This is a genomic window from Oceaniserpentilla sp. 4NH20-0058 (assembly GCF_040371755.1).
Taxonomy (GTDB): Bacteria; Pseudomonadota; Gammaproteobacteria; order Pseudomonadales; family Oceanobacteraceae; genus Bermanella.
The window spans coordinates 1-15,266 of the sequence record NZ_BAABWE010000005.1; the positions used below are offsets into that span (position 1 = coordinate 1).

Consider the following 15,266-nt stretch of genomic DNA (forward strand, 5'->3'; position numbering starts at 1 on the left):
CCACTTGGTGGATTCGTCAAACTATCGAACGAGCCATCATGAATCAAACTCGTACAATCCGTTTACCGATTCATGTGGTGAAAGAATTAAACGTTTATTTACGTGCTGCCCGTGAATTAACCCAAAAACTGGACCACGAACCTTCAGCAGAGGAAATAGCTGAGCTTTTAGAGAAGCCAGTAAACGATGTTAAGCGCATGTTGGGTTTAAACGAACGTGTGACTTCTGTGGACTCACCGTTAGGTTATAACTCAGAAAAATCGGTATTGGATACCATTGCAGATGAAACCTTAACGGACCCTTGTCAGGTACTTCAAGATGATGATATCAGTACCAGCCTAGACCAGTGGCTAGACGATTTAACTGAAAAGCAGCGTGAGGTCATCGCTCGTCGATTCGGCTTGCGTGGCTATGAAACCAGTACCCTAGAAGAAGTGGGTCATGAAATTGGCTTAACCCGTGAACGAGTTCGCCAAATTCAAGTAGAAGCATTGAAACGCATGCGTGAAATTATGGAAAAACAAGGCTTAAATGCAAGTGCTATCTTTGGCGTGCAAGAAGCCTAAACCGAATATACTCCCTTCGATTCGAGTATTTTAAACCCGCCTTTGGCGGGTTTTTTTATATCTGTGGTGTTTAGCTTTAAACAAAACATTACATTTTGAAACAAGCAGTTGGCGGATTCTTACCTATACTTAGATTAATGGGGATCATTAAGCAGTAGGTGGACCATGGTGAAATCGTTAATGAGGCGGTTGCTTCTTGTAGTATTGAGTCTTACCTTAGTACAACCTTCTTTAAGCCTTGCTAAAACGTCAATAAAAGTGGGTATTGACCTTTGGCCTGGTTATTACCCCATCATCATTGCTAAACATCAGGGCTTCTTTTCTGAGGCCGATCTAGATGTAAGCTATGTTCTACCTGAAGAAACCAATAATTTGCTTAACATGTTTAGCGAGCATCGTATTGATCTATTATGTGTTGCCATGGGTGATGCCTTTGCTTTATATGAGAAGGATAGCGATTTTCGGGTGGTGATGATTACAGATCAATCTAATGGCGGTGATGCTCTTTTGAGAAAAGGGCCACTTCCAAAGCCTGGCCACAAAGTGAAAATTGGCACGAATTTACAGGGCTTTGGTGAGCTGTTTGTTCGTGAGTTTCTAAAAAGAAGCGGTTACTTTCCTCAAGATGTGGTTTTAGTTCAGCAAGAGGCGTCACAAGCCATGGAATATTTGAGAAGCGGAAAAGCCGATATTGTTCATACGTGGGAGCCATATGTGTCTGATATTACCAAATACTATGGGGCTCAGGTGGTGTTTGATAGTGGCGAAACACCAAATTTAATTCCAGATGCGTTACTGGCAAATGGCCAATTTATAAAGCATCACCCCGAGGCTTTAAAAAAGTTTGTTTCTGCATGGTTTAAAGGGGTTCAGTGGTGGCAGGATAACCGAGCATTAGGGGATCAGATCATTGAGCAAAATTTGTTGCTTATTCCTGGCTCCTTAAGTCTAAAAGGCATAAAACTGTACTCCTTAAAAGATAATCAAATCGCTTTTTCAAGCCAGTCTGGAATGAAATCTATCAACTTTGTGGCGGATAAATACTTAGATTTTTTTAAGGCTAAGCAAACATTTAGTCAATTGCCTAACGAGGCATCAGACATCATTACAGGGCGTTTTTTACCTAGGGCACCTATGGAGTTCACCTTGTCTAAGTGGTTTATAACGCATTAATTAGAAGCTGACTTAATCGTATTAACTAAACCTGATATCATGCCAGCGCATGAATATCTAGGTAGGTTTAAGTATGTCTAAAAGTTTTGAGGCCCAAGGGGTTATCCACTCTATTGGTGCCACAACGGAATACGGTTCAAACGGATTCACTAAGCGTGAGTTTGTCATTAAGTTAACAGGTGATGGCGAAAATCCTGAATATCCTAATTATATTGCACTTGAGCTGATTAAAGATAAATGTGCTTTGATGGATCACTTTCAAATGGGTGATGAGATAAACGTGCATTTTAATCTGTCTGGCCGTCTTTGGAATCCACCGGGTAAGCCAGAGAAGTGCTTTAATAGCTTACAGGCTTGGCGTGTTGAGGGTCTAGGAGCTTCTGAGCCGCAATTCAGCCCACAAGATGATCCATTCCCTGAGCAAGGGTTTGATGACGATGTGCCGTTTTAAGGTTGCTTATGTAAAAGAAACCAGCTTATAGCTGGTTTTTTTGATTTTACAGTGCTGACTTTTCTAATACGGTAAAGGTTAGGTTGTGCTTTGGCTCTTTTAAGCGTACTCCTTGTTTAAGTAGTAGCGTTTGTAAGCGTTTTTGATAGCGTTTTTGTGATGATATGGCTTTATCTAAGTCATCATGGGTTTCAAACATGAATGTCACTAATAAACTGCCCGGAAATAAATCAAATTGGATTGTATGAGTGACATCATGCAGGCCATTGAATTCTTCTTTAGCTTGGGTTGCTATTGATTTCACCGCTAAGTTGAGCCGGTCGTTTAGTTTTTTGATGGTTTTAGAGATTTTCATAGAATAGCTACAAGCAAGAGTAAAGGAATTGTAGCGATAAATTGTTAGGGTATAAACAACAACCCTTTTATTTTATTAAAACAAGGGGTTTTCTATACGCTTAACTGGTTATAATTTAAAGATTATCAGTTCGGTTTATCTACCAGTTAGCAGGAGTTCCGTGGTGAACTTGGCTGTATTAGTGTAGCAGTAGAACGTTTCATCTAGTAAATAGTTGATATTCATTGTACAAGCGGTGTTTAGTTTATTTGTTATCAATGAGCACTACTGAGCTTTTGTTTAAGCAGTCTTACAGTACAATGATGTGGGAATTGTGCCTTACGCTCTATTGTTATCTGACAATAAAAATCTTGTAAGTCAGGAACAACAAGTGTCAGAATACTGAATGTATCCTCACCATATAATGATACCTCAACACAGCAGCGAGCCTTTAGATAACAGCGTTCTAGATATCTATTGAGTGGCTTAGGGTTAATTCTATTTCGTTTTTTTGTATCAATCAGTAAGGCTTATGCTTCAATGCAGATTCATTAAATGTAGTCTATATAATATTAGTGTATGAATTTCAGTCATTTCTAGTGAGCTTGATTGTGGTATAATACGACACTTAAATGCTGGTGGCTTATTTTGTCGGATTTGAGTTCTAGCTAAATATATTCTAAATGCGTTATGCCTAATATGAATCAACCATTAAGTTATAAATACTTCCTACAGTTTTATAAATTAACTCATGACGATGTGCTTAATCACATTGTTGAAGTGTATTTCCCTACCAATACCATTAAACAAAAGACCCTTGCTAAGCATAATTTAACCCTTATCTTTGATGCTACTGCAAAACTGTCAAAGTCTATGGGCTATAACAAGGTAACCGTACGAGAGCTACAAAAGGAAACAGGGCTTAGTATGGGCAGCCTTTATAAGTACTTTACAGCGAAGTCAGTATTAGAAAGCATGCTTCTTGAGGCAATTGAGTATATTTCGGATTACTCTAACAGGTTGCTAAATAAAGATAGGCAATCAGGTAAGCTTAATTTAGAACTAGCGGTTAAAGGACACTTATACGTTAGTCAGTATTTTGATCAGTGGTATAAATTAGTCTTCAAAGAAGCAGGTAGTTTTCTCCCTGAAAACATTGAAAGATTGCAAAATATTCAAAAGAATTATTTTAAGGATTTTTCCCATTATATGAATGGTAGCCATATTTTAGCCTCTGATATCAGTTTACTGGTACATGATTATTATTTGCGAGGCTGGAAATACCAAAATGTGAGCGTTGATCAGTTTGCCGAGCATTGCTTTAAAATGGCGAAGATTATAAAAGAGAAGTCGGATTATTTGGATGATTTAGTGATCAAATTTGCTTAGAATGTCAGCTATGGTTCTGACACTAGGAAGAAGCTTGGCGTGCCAAGTTCATAATAATAAAAATACAATGATATCTGACTTAAATTACTCAAATTATGCTAAGAGATTTCCTCTTTCCCAAGAGGACATTATTGATCACCTTATTGCTAAGTACCACTCTGGAATATCCGTCAAACAGGCTTCGTTTATTAAGCATAATTTGACACTAATTCTAGAGGCCACATTTAAGCTATCAAGAAAAATGAGTTTTTCGAAAATGACGGTTCGAGACCTGCAAAAAGAAACCGGAATTAGTATGGGGAGCTTATATAATTGTTTTGGTAGTAAAGAGCGATTAGAAAGTATGATTATCGAGGGCGTCAGTTTCATTGCGCATTCCTCATCTCAGCGTGGTATTACACTTGATTTGGACCACGAGCAACGTTTGATCTTAACTATTCGGATTTATATATATTTAGGCCGCATCTTTAAACCTTGGTATTATTTTATAGCTATGGAATTTAGAACCATGACTGAAGAAAATTTTGAGCGTGTGGTCGATGTTCGGTTATCATTTTTAAATGATTTAGCCGTTTATATGAAAGGGAATTTAGCCATATCCTCCCATGTGAGTACTATCATCCAAGATTTTAATATCCGAGATTGGAAATATGCACATGTGGATATTGATGATTTTGCAGATCACTGCGTACGGCTTGCAAAAATACTGAATACCAATTCAGTTGAGTTAGGTGATTTGTCTATCGATAATAGCGGCTTTTAAATTTTCTTTAATAATACTTGGCCCATAGATCAGTCAAGTATTCTAAAACATTTTATTTTTCTAGCTTCTTTTTATTAAATCGACCCACTATTCGTTAATTTGGTATATGCGTAACAAAATTTATCCATATTATTCAGAATACTTTCATCAATTGGCTTCTATTTATGATGCCTGTAAGTTGGATGAGCTGATATACGAAGGCGCACAGTTTCAATTGGTGCCTCTGGTCTCAGATGAGGTGAGAAAAAAGGCGCTTTTAGACTCATCTATTTACTTTTCCGGTGATTCCAACCCTTTAGGATACGTTGCTTTTAATGAGCAAGAGATTGTTGGACTGAACGTATTAAGTGAAGCGAGAGGAACAGGACTAGGGAGATCACTACTACTATTTGCTTTAAACAAGATGAAAAGACCTGTTTATTTACAGGTTGTGACGTCTAATCAAGCGGCTATGAGTCTATATTATTCGCTGGGTTTTTGTTTTGATCATGAAACTAAGGTTCTTTATAACGGGGTTTCAGTAAAAATAAGTCGTTTAGTCTTAATTTAGGACGCTAATTGATCAAAATAGGTTGCATAATCTTTAATCACCCGCTATTTTTAAATCTGTGAATGTGAAAAAGGGACACTCATGATTTCGCAGATGGAACAATACGTAAAAAGGGGGCAATATGCACAAGCATTAGAGCTCCTACCTTTAATGGAACAAGCTTTCGCAGATGATTATGAGTTAAGAGGGGTTGTTCATATTTTACAAAGCAATTTAACCTCCCACAGTGAAGAGTCATTATTAACCCTACAAAACTTGAAAGAAGTATTGATTCGCTAGGCATCTTCTGAACCTTTCTTTACTATCTTGTTCTTAGCTATGTATTTAAGAGCGAGATCCACTATGTTGTTTCAAAAATTTCCTTATTTTTTTCTCCTTTTCTTCAGTACCTCTGTTTATTCGGATGATTTAATCATTGCCGACTTTTCTCATGAGCCTCTTAATAAATGGCAAAATAAATCGTTTGTGGGTGAAACCAAATATAGCCTCGTGGATTTAGATCAGAAAACGGTTTTGAAGGCGGTCGCGGACCAATCCGCCTCTGGAATTGCAAAAGAACTTAGGATCGACTTAAAAAAGACACCATTTATTAATTGGTCGTGGCGTATAGAGAATTATCTAAGTGGTTTAGATGAAACAAAGAAAAAGGGTGATGACTATGTTGCCAGATTATACCTTGTGAAAAGCGGTGGATTTTTTATATGGAAAACAAAAGCGCTTAATTATGTATGGTCAAGTAATCAAGCCACAGGTGCAAAATGGGATAATGCCTATGCTGGAAGCAACGCTCGAATGTTAGCTGTGCGTTCAGCTAATGATCCTTTGAATCAATGGGTAAGTGAAAAACGCAATGTATTTGAAGATATGATAGCCCTATATGGTGATAAAGGCTCTCAGAAGGAGAATGAAGACGCATATCGTTATATTGATGTAGTTGCCATCATGACAGATACTGACGACAGTAAAGGTAAGGCAATAGCTTATTATGGCGATATATATTTTAGTGAAAAATAAGATATAAGGAGCACAGGTTATTACACGTGCTCATTATTTAAGTAGGGTATATTTGATGATTCAGCCCTGTGAGTTTACCATTTGAATTGAGTAAGACTATTAGTTATGGCGTTTTTAGATTCTTCGAGAGACAAACTAAACGCTTGAGTTGTATTTAAAAGAGCTGTTTGTTGGTTGGCTTGTTCTTTTAGGGCTTGAAGTTTGCCTTTAATTGAATCAAATAGGGGTGTTTGCTCATCTAAATTTTGCTTCACTTTTATAACGGCTTCAAGCTCTTTAAAAATATCTGCAATTTGTTCGGATAACCCTTCACTATTTTGAATTAATGCATTCGCTTCATTCATGGCTAACACTGAACTTTTTGAATCTTTGTTTAGTTGATCGATTACAGTTTTTATTTCATTGGTACTTTCGTGGGTTCGATTGGCAAGTGCTCGTACTTCATCTGCAACTACGGCAAATCCGCGCCCCATTTCGCCAGCTCTAGCGGCTTCAATTGCTGCGTTAAGCGCCAGTAAATTAGTTTGATCAGCAATACTAGCAATGGTGTCAAGAGCACTAACAATGTTGCTACTGCTATTTGCAAGGTTATTAACTTCCTGACTTGCGTTCTGTAGTACTTCACTTAATTGTTTAACTTGTTGCTGGCTATTATCTAAAAGAGTGTGACTTTTTTGTGAAAGGGAATCGAATGTTTTAATGGACTCATTATTCTGACTTTCTTCAATATTGGTAGAATAGGCTTGTTTTAAGTCATCAATTGTTTGGTTAATTTCAACAAAAGTCGTATCTGAGGGAGTATCTTCTTGGGTGTATGACGATAGAAAATGATCTAAATCGTCTTTTTTCTGATTTAGCGTTTGGATCTTTTCTTCTATAACATCTATCGGTTTTTTTATAGATGAAATGATAGGGTGTAGTGTTCCGATCGACAATTCTCGATTGACACTCTTAATAGAATCTAACTTTTTAAAATCAAGAGAATTAAATTCATCGACTATGTTTTTGTTTTTAATATGATCTGAAATTTTAAACCCTTTGTTTCGGTATAAAAAGTTAAATATTCCAAGTCCAAACCCAACACAAATTACGAAGGCGATAGCATAGCTGGTAAATATACCTATCCAAAGGTTTTTAAATGCATTAGCCGGCGGAGATATTGTGTCACTGCTTTCTGATTTTGAAGGGCGCGTCAATGATTTGTTGATATTTAGGAGTTCACCATAAATATACCAGTCTAATCCAAATAGTTTAATTGGTTGATAGTTTGTGTAGTTAATATTGCTTTGATTTTCTTCGCTATTATCTGCTTTTGACTGGCTGCTCTCACTTGTTAATAGACTTAATTTAGTTTGTTTTTCGTTTGTTACAGGTGAGCTTGAAACCCAAATGGACTGGCTTTTATTACTCATATAAATTTGAGTATTATCTGAACCTTTAACATTTAAAATTGATGAGAATGCTGTTGCAGGTAAACGCATGATTAATACGGCTTCAATTGCTTTCTTAGCAGGATCTTGACTGGTAATTGGTGTGGCTAAAAAGGCACTAGAACTTTTATTTGAAGTGGGGTAATTGACGAATTCACTAAATAAACTTTGCCCTGGTTTTAATTCTAATGCATGTTTAAAGCTGATTGCCAAGCTTGATTTAGATGCGGATTCTAACCATAAATTATTAGCAAACTCGGTGTCTTTTTTAACACTGTAAATGACATCACCCGATACGGCATTTATGATGTATAGATCATCAAATGGAAATTGCTCGATATAGTTTCGGTATATTGGGTGATATAAACCATGGACTCGATTATAGCTTGCGCCACCTTTAGACTCGTTTAGTACTTCTTTATTTAAATTGTCATTATTGATAATAAAATCATATTGTAAAACTTGTCCTAATTCATTGAGATATGCAGACTCATTTGTGTTTTTATAATGTTGTTCAAGTGTTTTATTTATATCGATATCAAGGGGGGCTCTTTCATTTAAATAACTATGATAAGTCACATTAAATGCTTGTGATGCCACTTGGCTCATGGATGAATTAGCTAGTGTTAATAGTTGTTTATTAAGTTGAGTTAGGAATTGTTGAATATGTTGTTCTTTTTGCGCCGTTATTGTCTTAAGTTGTTCAACATATACAGCATCAATCGCTTTCTTTAATTCCCTTTTTTCTTTTTGGGCTTGTGACAGGCTTTCTGTTTTGTTCTCGGAATGAGAAGAGACCTGTTGAACAGCAAGTGAGCTAATGAGTAATAAACAGATACATAGTACGACCATGGGCCAAATGATGTCATGGCGTAACGTTTGATTGTCGAGTGTAATAGTCTGTGACATTAGAATTTCCCTATCTATCTTTTAGTTATAGGTGAAAACCTTAATTTTTACAGTCGTTCTTGGATATAGTGCGCCATTTTGCGGTAAAATCTTATGTTTTTTTTAAATATAGGCCCATCGGCTAATCAGCTCTATTAAAAGGGCCGGTATTTTTAACATAGAGTTTCAATCGATATTTGGGCATAGTGAGCCTTTACAAAAATGATGAGTGATTTAATGGCACAAGATTTAGGTTGGGGAATACATCTGCTTGATACCGCACACCAAAGAGCAGAAATGGCGGCATGTTATATTCTGGTTGATAACGGTGAGGTTGGAATTATCGAAACTGGTACAAAAGATACTGTACCATTTATTCTTGATTTTTTGCTTAGCCAAGGCTTAGACACAACAGCGGTAAAATATGTGATGCCAACACATGTTCATTTAGATCATGCTGGTGGCGTGGGTAAACTTATGCAGGTATTACCTCATGCTCAGTTGGTGGTACACCCGCAGGGGGCGCGACACATGATAGACCCTTCTAAATTGCAAGCAGGGGCTACAGCTGTTTATGGTAAGGAGGTTTTTCAAAAGGTCTATGGTGATTTAATTCCGGTGGACCCTGCTCAAGTGATTATGATTGAAGATGAGCAAACACTAAAGTTGGGTGTTCGTACTTTGACGTTTTTAGATACCCCAGGGCATGCCAGACATCATGTTTGTATCCATGATGATAAAAGCACGGGTTTTTTTACAGGGGATACATTTGGCATTGCTTATCAAGAATTAACCACGGAAAAAGGCCCGTTTATTTTCCCTACCACTACACCAGTGCAGTTTGATCCAGATGCCATGAAAGCATCTATTAAACGCTTAATGAGCTACCGACCGGAGCGTATGTTTTTAACCCATTACGGGATGATTGAAAACCTGCTTCCTTTAGCGGATCGACTTATAAATATGGTCGATAAATATGTAGAGATGGCGCTGAAAATTAAACAAGAGCACGCTGAAGATACATGGTTCGAGTATCTAGAAGCAGGCTTATATCAACTATTGTTAAGTGATTTGGCCAATCATGGAACTGACCTAACTCCAATTGAATATCGTGGCATCATCGGAACAGACGTTAAACTTAATGCTCAAGGGTTAGAGGTCTGGCTTGCTAAATAATTAATGTTTCTCATTTGCTGTTACAATAAGTCAAATGGCTGGTGTTCCAAGTTAAGCTTGGGGCGCTAAAAGTCCGTACAGTGCCGCCACTTTCAATTTATATTAAGGCGTGGTGTATGACCCAGTCTTCTAATCAGGCAGAACCTATGACCATGGATGTTATTGAAGACATGCCTATTCAGGCATTACTTGATCACTATGCCGCTCAAGGTATCGAAATTAAATTACCTGTAGATGAGCTAAGCATTGTTCAGCACATTCGTCATTTAGATGTAAATGGTGGTAAGCACGGTAAAGGAAGTGTAGTAACAGAATTGCCTATTGATGAGAACGCTTGGTTTTTCCGTTGTCATTTCCCTGGTGATCCAATTATGCCCGGTTGTCTTGGTATTGAAGGTATGTGGCAAAGTATTGGAGCAATTTTAGCGGCAAAAGGCTATCACGGTAAATTACGTGCGCTGGGTATTGGCGAAGTAAAATTCTTTGGAGAGGTTCGCCCAACTGCTGAAAAAGTAACTTTTAAGGTCAGTATTGATCGTAGTCTTAAAAACAAGCAGATGGTGATTGCGGTTGCGTCTGGTATTGTTGAAGTTGATGGTGAAGAAATTTACCGTGCAGAAAAATTAAAAGTTGGCGTGTTGTTCGACGACGAATAATACGCAAATGACACCAAACCCTTTGGTGTCATTCCCTCTTAAGGTAAACTGACTTTAATCATTTTGATATTAAGGTCAGTTATGCCTCCGTTATTTCTTCTTGCTGTTGCTTGTGTTGTTTTCTTTTTTACTTGGCGTCATTTTAAAAATAAACGTGCCGCAGGGGGAAATATTGAACAGGGTAGGCAATTTTTAGCAGAAAACGCCAATAAACAGGGTGTTATCACCACGGATTCCGGCCTGCAGTATGAAGTGTTACAAGCTGGTAGTGGCGATGAACACCCAAGTGCAAGCAGCACGGTGACGGTTCATTATCATGGAACGTTATTAGATGGGACTGTGTTTGATAGTTCTGTAAATCGTGGTGATAAAATCTCTTTTCCGTTAAATCAAGTTATACCGGGTTGGACTGAAGGGGTGCAGTTGATGGTGGTTGGTGAAAAAATGCGGTTTTATATTCCCAGTAATCTCGCTTACGGGAACCGTAGTGCGGGGGCGATTAAACCCGGTTCGACGCTTATTTTTGATGTGGAATTATTTGCAATCAACTAATAATAAAAAAGGCCATGGTGTTAGCATGGCCTTTTATTTGTCTTAGCTTGCCTTAGCTAAGCTAGGCTCTATTTCAATCTTACTGGTGCCATCGGCAATGTTTTGCAAATAGGCAATAATGTCTTTGGATTCGTACATCCATTGGCTTGAACCATCTAGCTGAGTGATTTTTAGACAAGGAACTTTTAACTTTCCACCTTGGCTTTCTAACTCATGGGCAAATTCTGGATTACGTTTCGCATCACGCAATTCTATAGACATATTGTTACGGCGCATGGACCAGCGAGTTTTTACACAAAATGGGCATGCTTTGTATTGGTATAGGGCCAGTTGCTTACACTGTTCATTCAATACGGTTTGTTTCTCTTGGCTGCGTTTCACTTTTTTCGGTCGATAAAGTAAATCCGCCAACAGAATGAATTGAGCGAGAATAAAACGAATGGCCATCCAAAAATATTTCATTATCTACTTACCTATAAAATTGAGCATTATTATGAGCTGCGTTTAGGTTTAAATGGTGCACTACCATCCCCAAGCCTTGGTGTGGCGGGTTTTTTAGGTGCTGGTTTAGTTGATTTTTTCGGCGACTTTTTTGCCGATACTTTTTTAGCATCTTTTTTCTTAGGTGGCTTCTTCCCTACTGGCTTACCATTAGATTTCATTTTTTTGGGGCCTTTATAAGTGCCTTCTAATCCTTTGGCTTTTTTGGGTGTCATTTCGATACGTAAATAACGCTCAATGGCGCATTTAAGATTCCATTCGGTATGTTCCACTAGAGAAACAGCTAAGCCTTGCTCACCAGCACGCCCTGTTCGACCAATACGGTGAACGTAATCGTCACCGCTTCTAGGCATATCAAAGTTGATAACTAAATCAATTTGTTTAACGTCCAGCCCGCGAGCGGCAACATCTGTAGCCACCAATACATCAACGCTACCTTGTTTCATACGTTGCATAACGTAATTGCGTTCGTCTTGTGTCATGTCACCTTGGAGTACCGCTGCGTTGATGGAGTGATAATCTAAAAAATGGTATAGGCTTTCTGCTTTTATTTTTGTATTTACAAAAACAATGGCTTGGCGGTGGCTTTTATTGGCAAGTAGCCAAGTCAGTAACCGTTGTTTGTGTTTATCATTGTCAGCCAACATGACTTCTTGACTGATGTTTTCATGCTCGCCTTTAAAATCATCTACTAATATATTTTGTGGATTATTCAGTACGGTTGCGATGATGTCCCTCATGCCTCGTTGTTTAAGCGTGGCTGAAAACATCATGGTTTGCCTGTTTGCAAGGGAGCATTGTCCGGCAATTTTTAATACATCTTCAGAAAACCCCATGTCGAGCATGCGATCGGCTTCATCCAGCACAAGTATCTCAACGTCTTCCATTAAACCTTCAGACTTGCCTATGTGTTCAAGCAGACGCCCAGGTGTGGCAATGATGATTTCTGGGTTTTTACGCAATAAGGCGGCTTGGAATTTAAATTCTTGCCCACCAGTGATCATGGCGGCTTGGATGCGTGAAAATTTAGCCAATGTTTCTGTTTGTTTTAATAATTGGCGTGCTAATTCACGAGTGGGCACCAACACTAACGCTCGGGTTTTTGAGTTGGGCGCGGCTTGAGTGATCAAGTGATTTAGCATGGGCAGCAAGAATGCGGCACTCTTACCGCTGCCGGTTTGGGCGCATACCATGATGTCCTTAGCTTCTAAAGCTGGAGGAATCGCTTGCTCTTGCACGGAAGTCGCGTGCTCAAAGCCAAGCCGCTCGACGGCTTTTAATAATGGTGCTTGAAGGTCAAACTTTGTAAACAAGATGAGTTACCTGCATGTATTTTGTGCGGATTCTACCAGAAAACACACTAGGTCGTGAGCATAAGAATGTATCTGTTTGAAAGAGCTGTTTTTGAGCAGGGATGAGCTTATATGACAGATTTTGTTGTATTCATTAGGTACAATGAATGAAACAAGCCGTTCTGAGGCTGATTTGTAGTAATTCGTAGTAGCAAGGGTTTAAATAGGGCCCGTCATAAAATAATAAGGATTGATCATGATCAACGCATTTGCAGCTCTACAAGCTAAAGCCCCTGTAGAGCCGTTTCAGTATGAACCTGGTGAACTTGCTGGCCATGAAGTGGAAATCGACGTTCATTTTTGCGGTGTGTGCCATAGTGATGTGAGTATGCTGGATAACGAATGGGGGTTTAGCCGTTATCCATTAGTAGCCGGTCACGAAGTGGCGGGTGTGGTTAGTGCAGTAGGTGATCAGGTTAATCACCTAAAAGCTGGCGATCGTGTTGGTCTTGGCTGGCACAGTGCGTACTGCAATCATTGTGGTTGCTGTATGGAGGGGGATCATAACCTTTGTGCTACTTCAGAAAAAACCATTGTTGGACGTCACGGCGGTTTTGCCGATAAGGTACGTGCTCAAAGTACTGCGGTTGTTAAATTACCAGAAGGCTTAGATATGAGTCATGCTGGGCCGTTATTTTGTGGTGGTGTGACCGTTTATAACCCAATGGTGCAGTATGACCTTAAACCAACGGCTAAAGTGGCGGTTATCGGTATTGGTGGTTTAGGCCATATGGCGCTTCAATTCTTAAATGCTTGGGGATGTGAGGTGACAGCGTTTACTTCTAGTTCAGATAAAGAAGCGGAAGCAAAAGCATTAGGTGCCCATAAAACCCTTAATTCTAAAGATCCTGCGCAACTTGAAGCTGCTGCTGGTAGCTTTGATATGATTATTTCCACAGTGAATGTGTCATTAAACTGGAACGCTTACATGGGGACATTGCGTGCTAAAGGGCGTCTACACTTTGTTGGCGCGGTACTTGAGCCACTGAACATCAGCGTGTTCCCAATGATGTTAGCGCAACGTAGCGTATCATCTAGCCCTGTAGGCAGCCCAGCTATCATTGCTCAAATGTTAGAGTTTGCCGTGCGTCATGGTATTCAGCCTCAGGTTGAAATATTTGATAAAGAGAACATTAACCAAGCGTTAGATCACGTTCGTGAAGGTAAAGCCCGTTATCGAGCTGTGGTTAAATTTAAATAATTACTCAACATGCTAAAAGGCGCGATTTCGCAAGAAATCGCGCCTTTTATGTTTCTGGGTTATTGGTTTTCGAAACTAAGAACAGCGAGCCTTGGCTTTCGTATTTCATTGTAAGAAGTATGACGGAGTGTATGGCGCATTAAGCGGGATATTTACTAAGAAACGGCAAGGTTGGTGGCCATGACCAGTACTCCTTGACCCTTACGGTTATAACGTTCAAATAGCGTAGCGATGTTATCAGGTAATAGGTTTTCATCAACGTGTTGATAATGGGCTTGGCTATAAAAATGGTCGAGGTGAGGGTAAGGGAAACAGTAAATAGGTAGGCTTATTTGTGCAGCGACACAATCCAGTAATTGACTGCCAAGGCGTTTACCTTGCAGTGCATTTTTAATGTATAAACCTCTTAACCAGTAATAACCGCTATATGGTACTAATCTTACGGCGCCTACAATGACGCTTTCTTGCTGGATGATAAACACTTTGTCGTCACCACTGGCGCTGCCTTTGTGTTTTTGAGTTCGATAAAACTGATTTACAGGGCGAAAGTTTTCTCCCTGCCATAAAGAAAATTGGAAATCAGTTGATTGTTCAACCAGTGTCATAGCTTGGCCGTCGTTTAGGTATCGAGGCCATTGTAAGTAAATTTAGTACACTCTGGAATTAAAAGTTCATTTCAAGATATCTAAGGTCTTCATGTTTTTCTTCTTGAATTCCGCGCAGGTCTTGAATCATCTTTTTAATTTCTTTGTTTCGTTCAAATAGCAATTTATATTGATTACTGTAATCCTCTTGCCATACTCGGCTGCCCTTAATCATACGGGATAAACTAACGAGGCCGTTGCGTGTGACGGCTAATTGTTTGTCGATGGCTTGGCTTTGGGTGTCGAGAATTTGTAGTGCTTGGCTTAACTCCCCTTTGGCACTGTCAAGGTCAAGGGTGGTTACTTGTGATGTTAAACGGTTGTGCCGTTGCGTGAGTGTTTTCACGTTTTCTATAATCACAGCTTGCTGCTCTGAAATTTCAGAGGTTTTGATTAATGTGTCTTTAAATAGGGTTTCCACTGCGCTTAGGCGAGAGTTGGTGATCAGAAGCCCAGTAACCAGTGTGCTAATCAGGCCCAATGTTAGACTAACCTTTAAAACCATTAAAAATGTGGAGCTTTTATAAAAAGGCCCAGTACTTACAGCATCCTCGTCATCTTCGGCGTTTGGATCGCGATCAATCAGTCGTTCATTTTTTTCAGCCATGATGATTCCCTGTCAGTGT

At 39.1% G+C, this 15,266-nt stretch carries 18 protein-coding genes; 12 read left to right on the top strand and 6 right to left on the bottom strand.

Annotation, left to right across the window (positions count from 1 at the left end; translation table 11 throughout):
• From ABWV45_RS07970 to ABWV45_RS07980, 3 genes are all read left to right on the top strand, one after another.
• Positions 1 to 566 (top strand): sigma-70 family RNA polymerase sigma factor (locus ABWV45_RS07970; RefSeq protein WP_353350444.1); only part of this gene is annotated, 566 nt, incomplete at its 5' end.
• 165 nt (positions 567 to 731) lie between these two features.
• On the top strand, positions 732 to 1,739 hold the full coding sequence (locus tag ABWV45_RS07975) for an ABC transporter substrate-binding protein (protein WP_353350446.1): 1,008 nt from the start codon (positions 732 to 734) through the stop codon (positions 1,737 to 1,739).
• Between the two features lie 73 nt (positions 1,740 to 1,812).
• Positions 1,813 to 2,190 (top strand): DUF3127 domain-containing protein, encoded by a 378-nt coding sequence (locus tag ABWV45_RS07980; RefSeq protein WP_353350448.1) that lies wholly within the window; start codon positions 1,813 to 1,815, stop codon positions 2,188 to 2,190.
• Between the two features lie 46 nt (positions 2,191 to 2,236).
• Here ABWV45_RS07980 and ABWV45_RS07985 read toward each other — a convergent pair whose 3' ends face one another.
• A complete protein-coding gene (locus ABWV45_RS07985; protein WP_353350450.1) occupies positions 2,237 to 2,545 on the bottom strand; it encodes a hypothetical protein in 309 nt (102 codons plus the stop codon).
• Positions 2,546 to 3,223: 678 nt separating this feature from the next.
• Here ABWV45_RS07985 and ABWV45_RS07990 point away from each other — a divergent pair.
• The 5 genes from ABWV45_RS07990 to ABWV45_RS08010 all read left to right on the top strand — a co-directional run bounded on the left by ABWV45_RS07990 (position 3,224) and on the right by ABWV45_RS08010 (position 6,240).
• On the top strand, positions 3,224 to 3,913 hold the full coding sequence (locus ABWV45_RS07990) for a TetR/AcrR family transcriptional regulator (RefSeq protein ID WP_353350452.1): 690 nt from the start codon (positions 3,224 to 3,226) through the stop codon (positions 3,911 to 3,913).
• Positions 3,914 to 3,980: 67 nt separating this feature from the next.
• Positions 3,981 to 4,676: a TetR/AcrR family transcriptional regulator gene (locus tag ABWV45_RS07995; RefSeq protein WP_353350845.1), complete on the top strand. Its 696-nt coding sequence runs from the start codon at positions 3,981 to 3,983 to the stop codon at positions 4,674 to 4,676.
• Positions 4,677 to 4,782: 106 nt separating this feature from the next.
• Positions 4,783 to 5,226 (top strand): GNAT family N-acetyltransferase, encoded by a 444-nt coding sequence (locus ABWV45_RS08000; RefSeq protein WP_353350454.1) that lies wholly within the window; start codon positions 4,783 to 4,785, stop codon positions 5,224 to 5,226.
• An 81-nt stretch (positions 5,227 to 5,307) separates the two neighbouring features.
• Positions 5,308 to 5,505, top strand: a complete 198-nt coding sequence (locus ABWV45_RS08005; RefSeq protein ID WP_353350456.1) for a hypothetical protein — start codon at positions 5,308 to 5,310, stop codon at positions 5,503 to 5,505.
• Positions 5,506 to 5,568: 63 nt separating this feature from the next.
• Entirely contained in the window at positions 5,569 to 6,240 is a 672-nt protein-coding gene (locus tag ABWV45_RS08010) for a DUF3047 domain-containing protein (RefSeq protein ID WP_353350458.1), read from the top strand.
• A 74-nt stretch (positions 6,241 to 6,314) separates the two neighbouring features.
• Here the strand turns inward: ABWV45_RS08010 and ABWV45_RS08015 are convergent, their stop codons facing one another.
• Positions 6,315 to 8,579, bottom strand: coding sequence for a methyl-accepting chemotaxis protein (locus ABWV45_RS08015; RefSeq protein WP_353350460.1), 2,265 nt, complete (start codon positions 8,577 to 8,579; stop codon positions 6,315 to 6,317).
• 216 nt (positions 8,580 to 8,795) lie between these two features.
• Between ABWV45_RS08015 and ABWV45_RS08020 the strand changes: the two genes are divergently transcribed.
• The 3 genes from ABWV45_RS08020 to bamJ all read left to right on the top strand — a co-directional run bounded on the left by ABWV45_RS08020 (position 8,796) and on the right by bamJ (position 10,942).
• Positions 8,796 to 9,734, top strand: coding sequence for an MBL fold metallo-hydrolase (locus ABWV45_RS08020; RefSeq protein WP_353350462.1), 939 nt, complete (start codon positions 8,796 to 8,798; stop codon positions 9,732 to 9,734).
• Between the two features lie 116 nt (positions 9,735 to 9,850).
• Positions 9,851 to 10,390 carry a bifunctional 3-hydroxydecanoyl-ACP dehydratase/trans-2-decenoyl-ACP isomerase gene (gene fabA / locus ABWV45_RS08025; RefSeq protein WP_353350464.1) on the top strand — a complete coding sequence of 180 codons (540 nt, stop codon included), beginning with the start codon at positions 9,851 to 9,853 and terminating at the stop codon, positions 10,388 to 10,390.
• An 81-nt stretch (positions 10,391 to 10,471) separates the two neighbouring features.
• Positions 10,472 to 10,942 carry a BamJ family beta-barrel-assembly machinery protein gene (gene bamJ, locus ABWV45_RS08030; protein WP_353350466.1) on the top strand — a complete coding sequence of 157 codons (471 nt, stop codon included), beginning with the start codon at positions 10,472 to 10,474 and terminating at the stop codon, positions 10,940 to 10,942.
• Between the two features lie 42 nt (positions 10,943 to 10,984).
• Here the strand turns inward: bamJ and ABWV45_RS08035 are convergent, their stop codons facing one another.
• On the bottom strand, positions 10,985 to 11,404 hold the full coding sequence (locus tag ABWV45_RS08035; RefSeq protein ID WP_353350468.1) for a glutaredoxin family protein: 420 nt from the start codon (positions 11,402 to 11,404) through the stop codon (positions 10,985 to 10,987).
• A gap of 29 nt (positions 11,405 to 11,433) precedes the next feature.
• The gene (locus ABWV45_RS08040; RefSeq protein ID WP_353350470.1) at positions 11,434 to 12,756 is read right to left on the bottom strand and encodes a DEAD/DEAH box helicase; all 1,323 of its coding nucleotides are present in this window, start codon (positions 12,754 to 12,756) and stop codon (positions 11,434 to 11,436) included.
• Between the two features lie 235 nt (positions 12,757 to 12,991).
• Here ABWV45_RS08040 and ahr point away from each other — a divergent pair, with 235 nt between their 5' ends.
• Positions 12,992 to 13,996, top strand: coding sequence for an NADPH-dependent aldehyde reductase Ahr (gene ahr, locus ABWV45_RS08045; RefSeq protein ID WP_353350472.1), 1,005 nt, complete (start codon positions 12,992 to 12,994; stop codon positions 13,994 to 13,996).
• A 155-nt stretch (positions 13,997 to 14,151) separates the two neighbouring features.
• Here the strand turns inward: ahr and ABWV45_RS08050 are convergent, their stop codons facing one another.
• Together ABWV45_RS08050 and ABWV45_RS08055 are read right to left on the bottom strand one after the other, a co-directional pair.
• A complete protein-coding gene (locus tag ABWV45_RS08050) occupies positions 14,152 to 14,601 on the bottom strand; it encodes a GNAT family N-acetyltransferase (protein WP_353350474.1) in 450 nt (149 codons plus the stop codon).
• 58 nt (positions 14,602 to 14,659) lie between these two features.
• Complete coding sequence (locus tag ABWV45_RS08055; RefSeq protein ID WP_353350476.1) at positions 14,660 to 15,247, bottom strand: hypothetical protein; 588 nt, start codon at positions 15,245 to 15,247, stop codon at positions 14,660 to 14,662.
• Between the last annotated feature and the right edge of the window lie 19 nt (positions 15,248 to 15,266).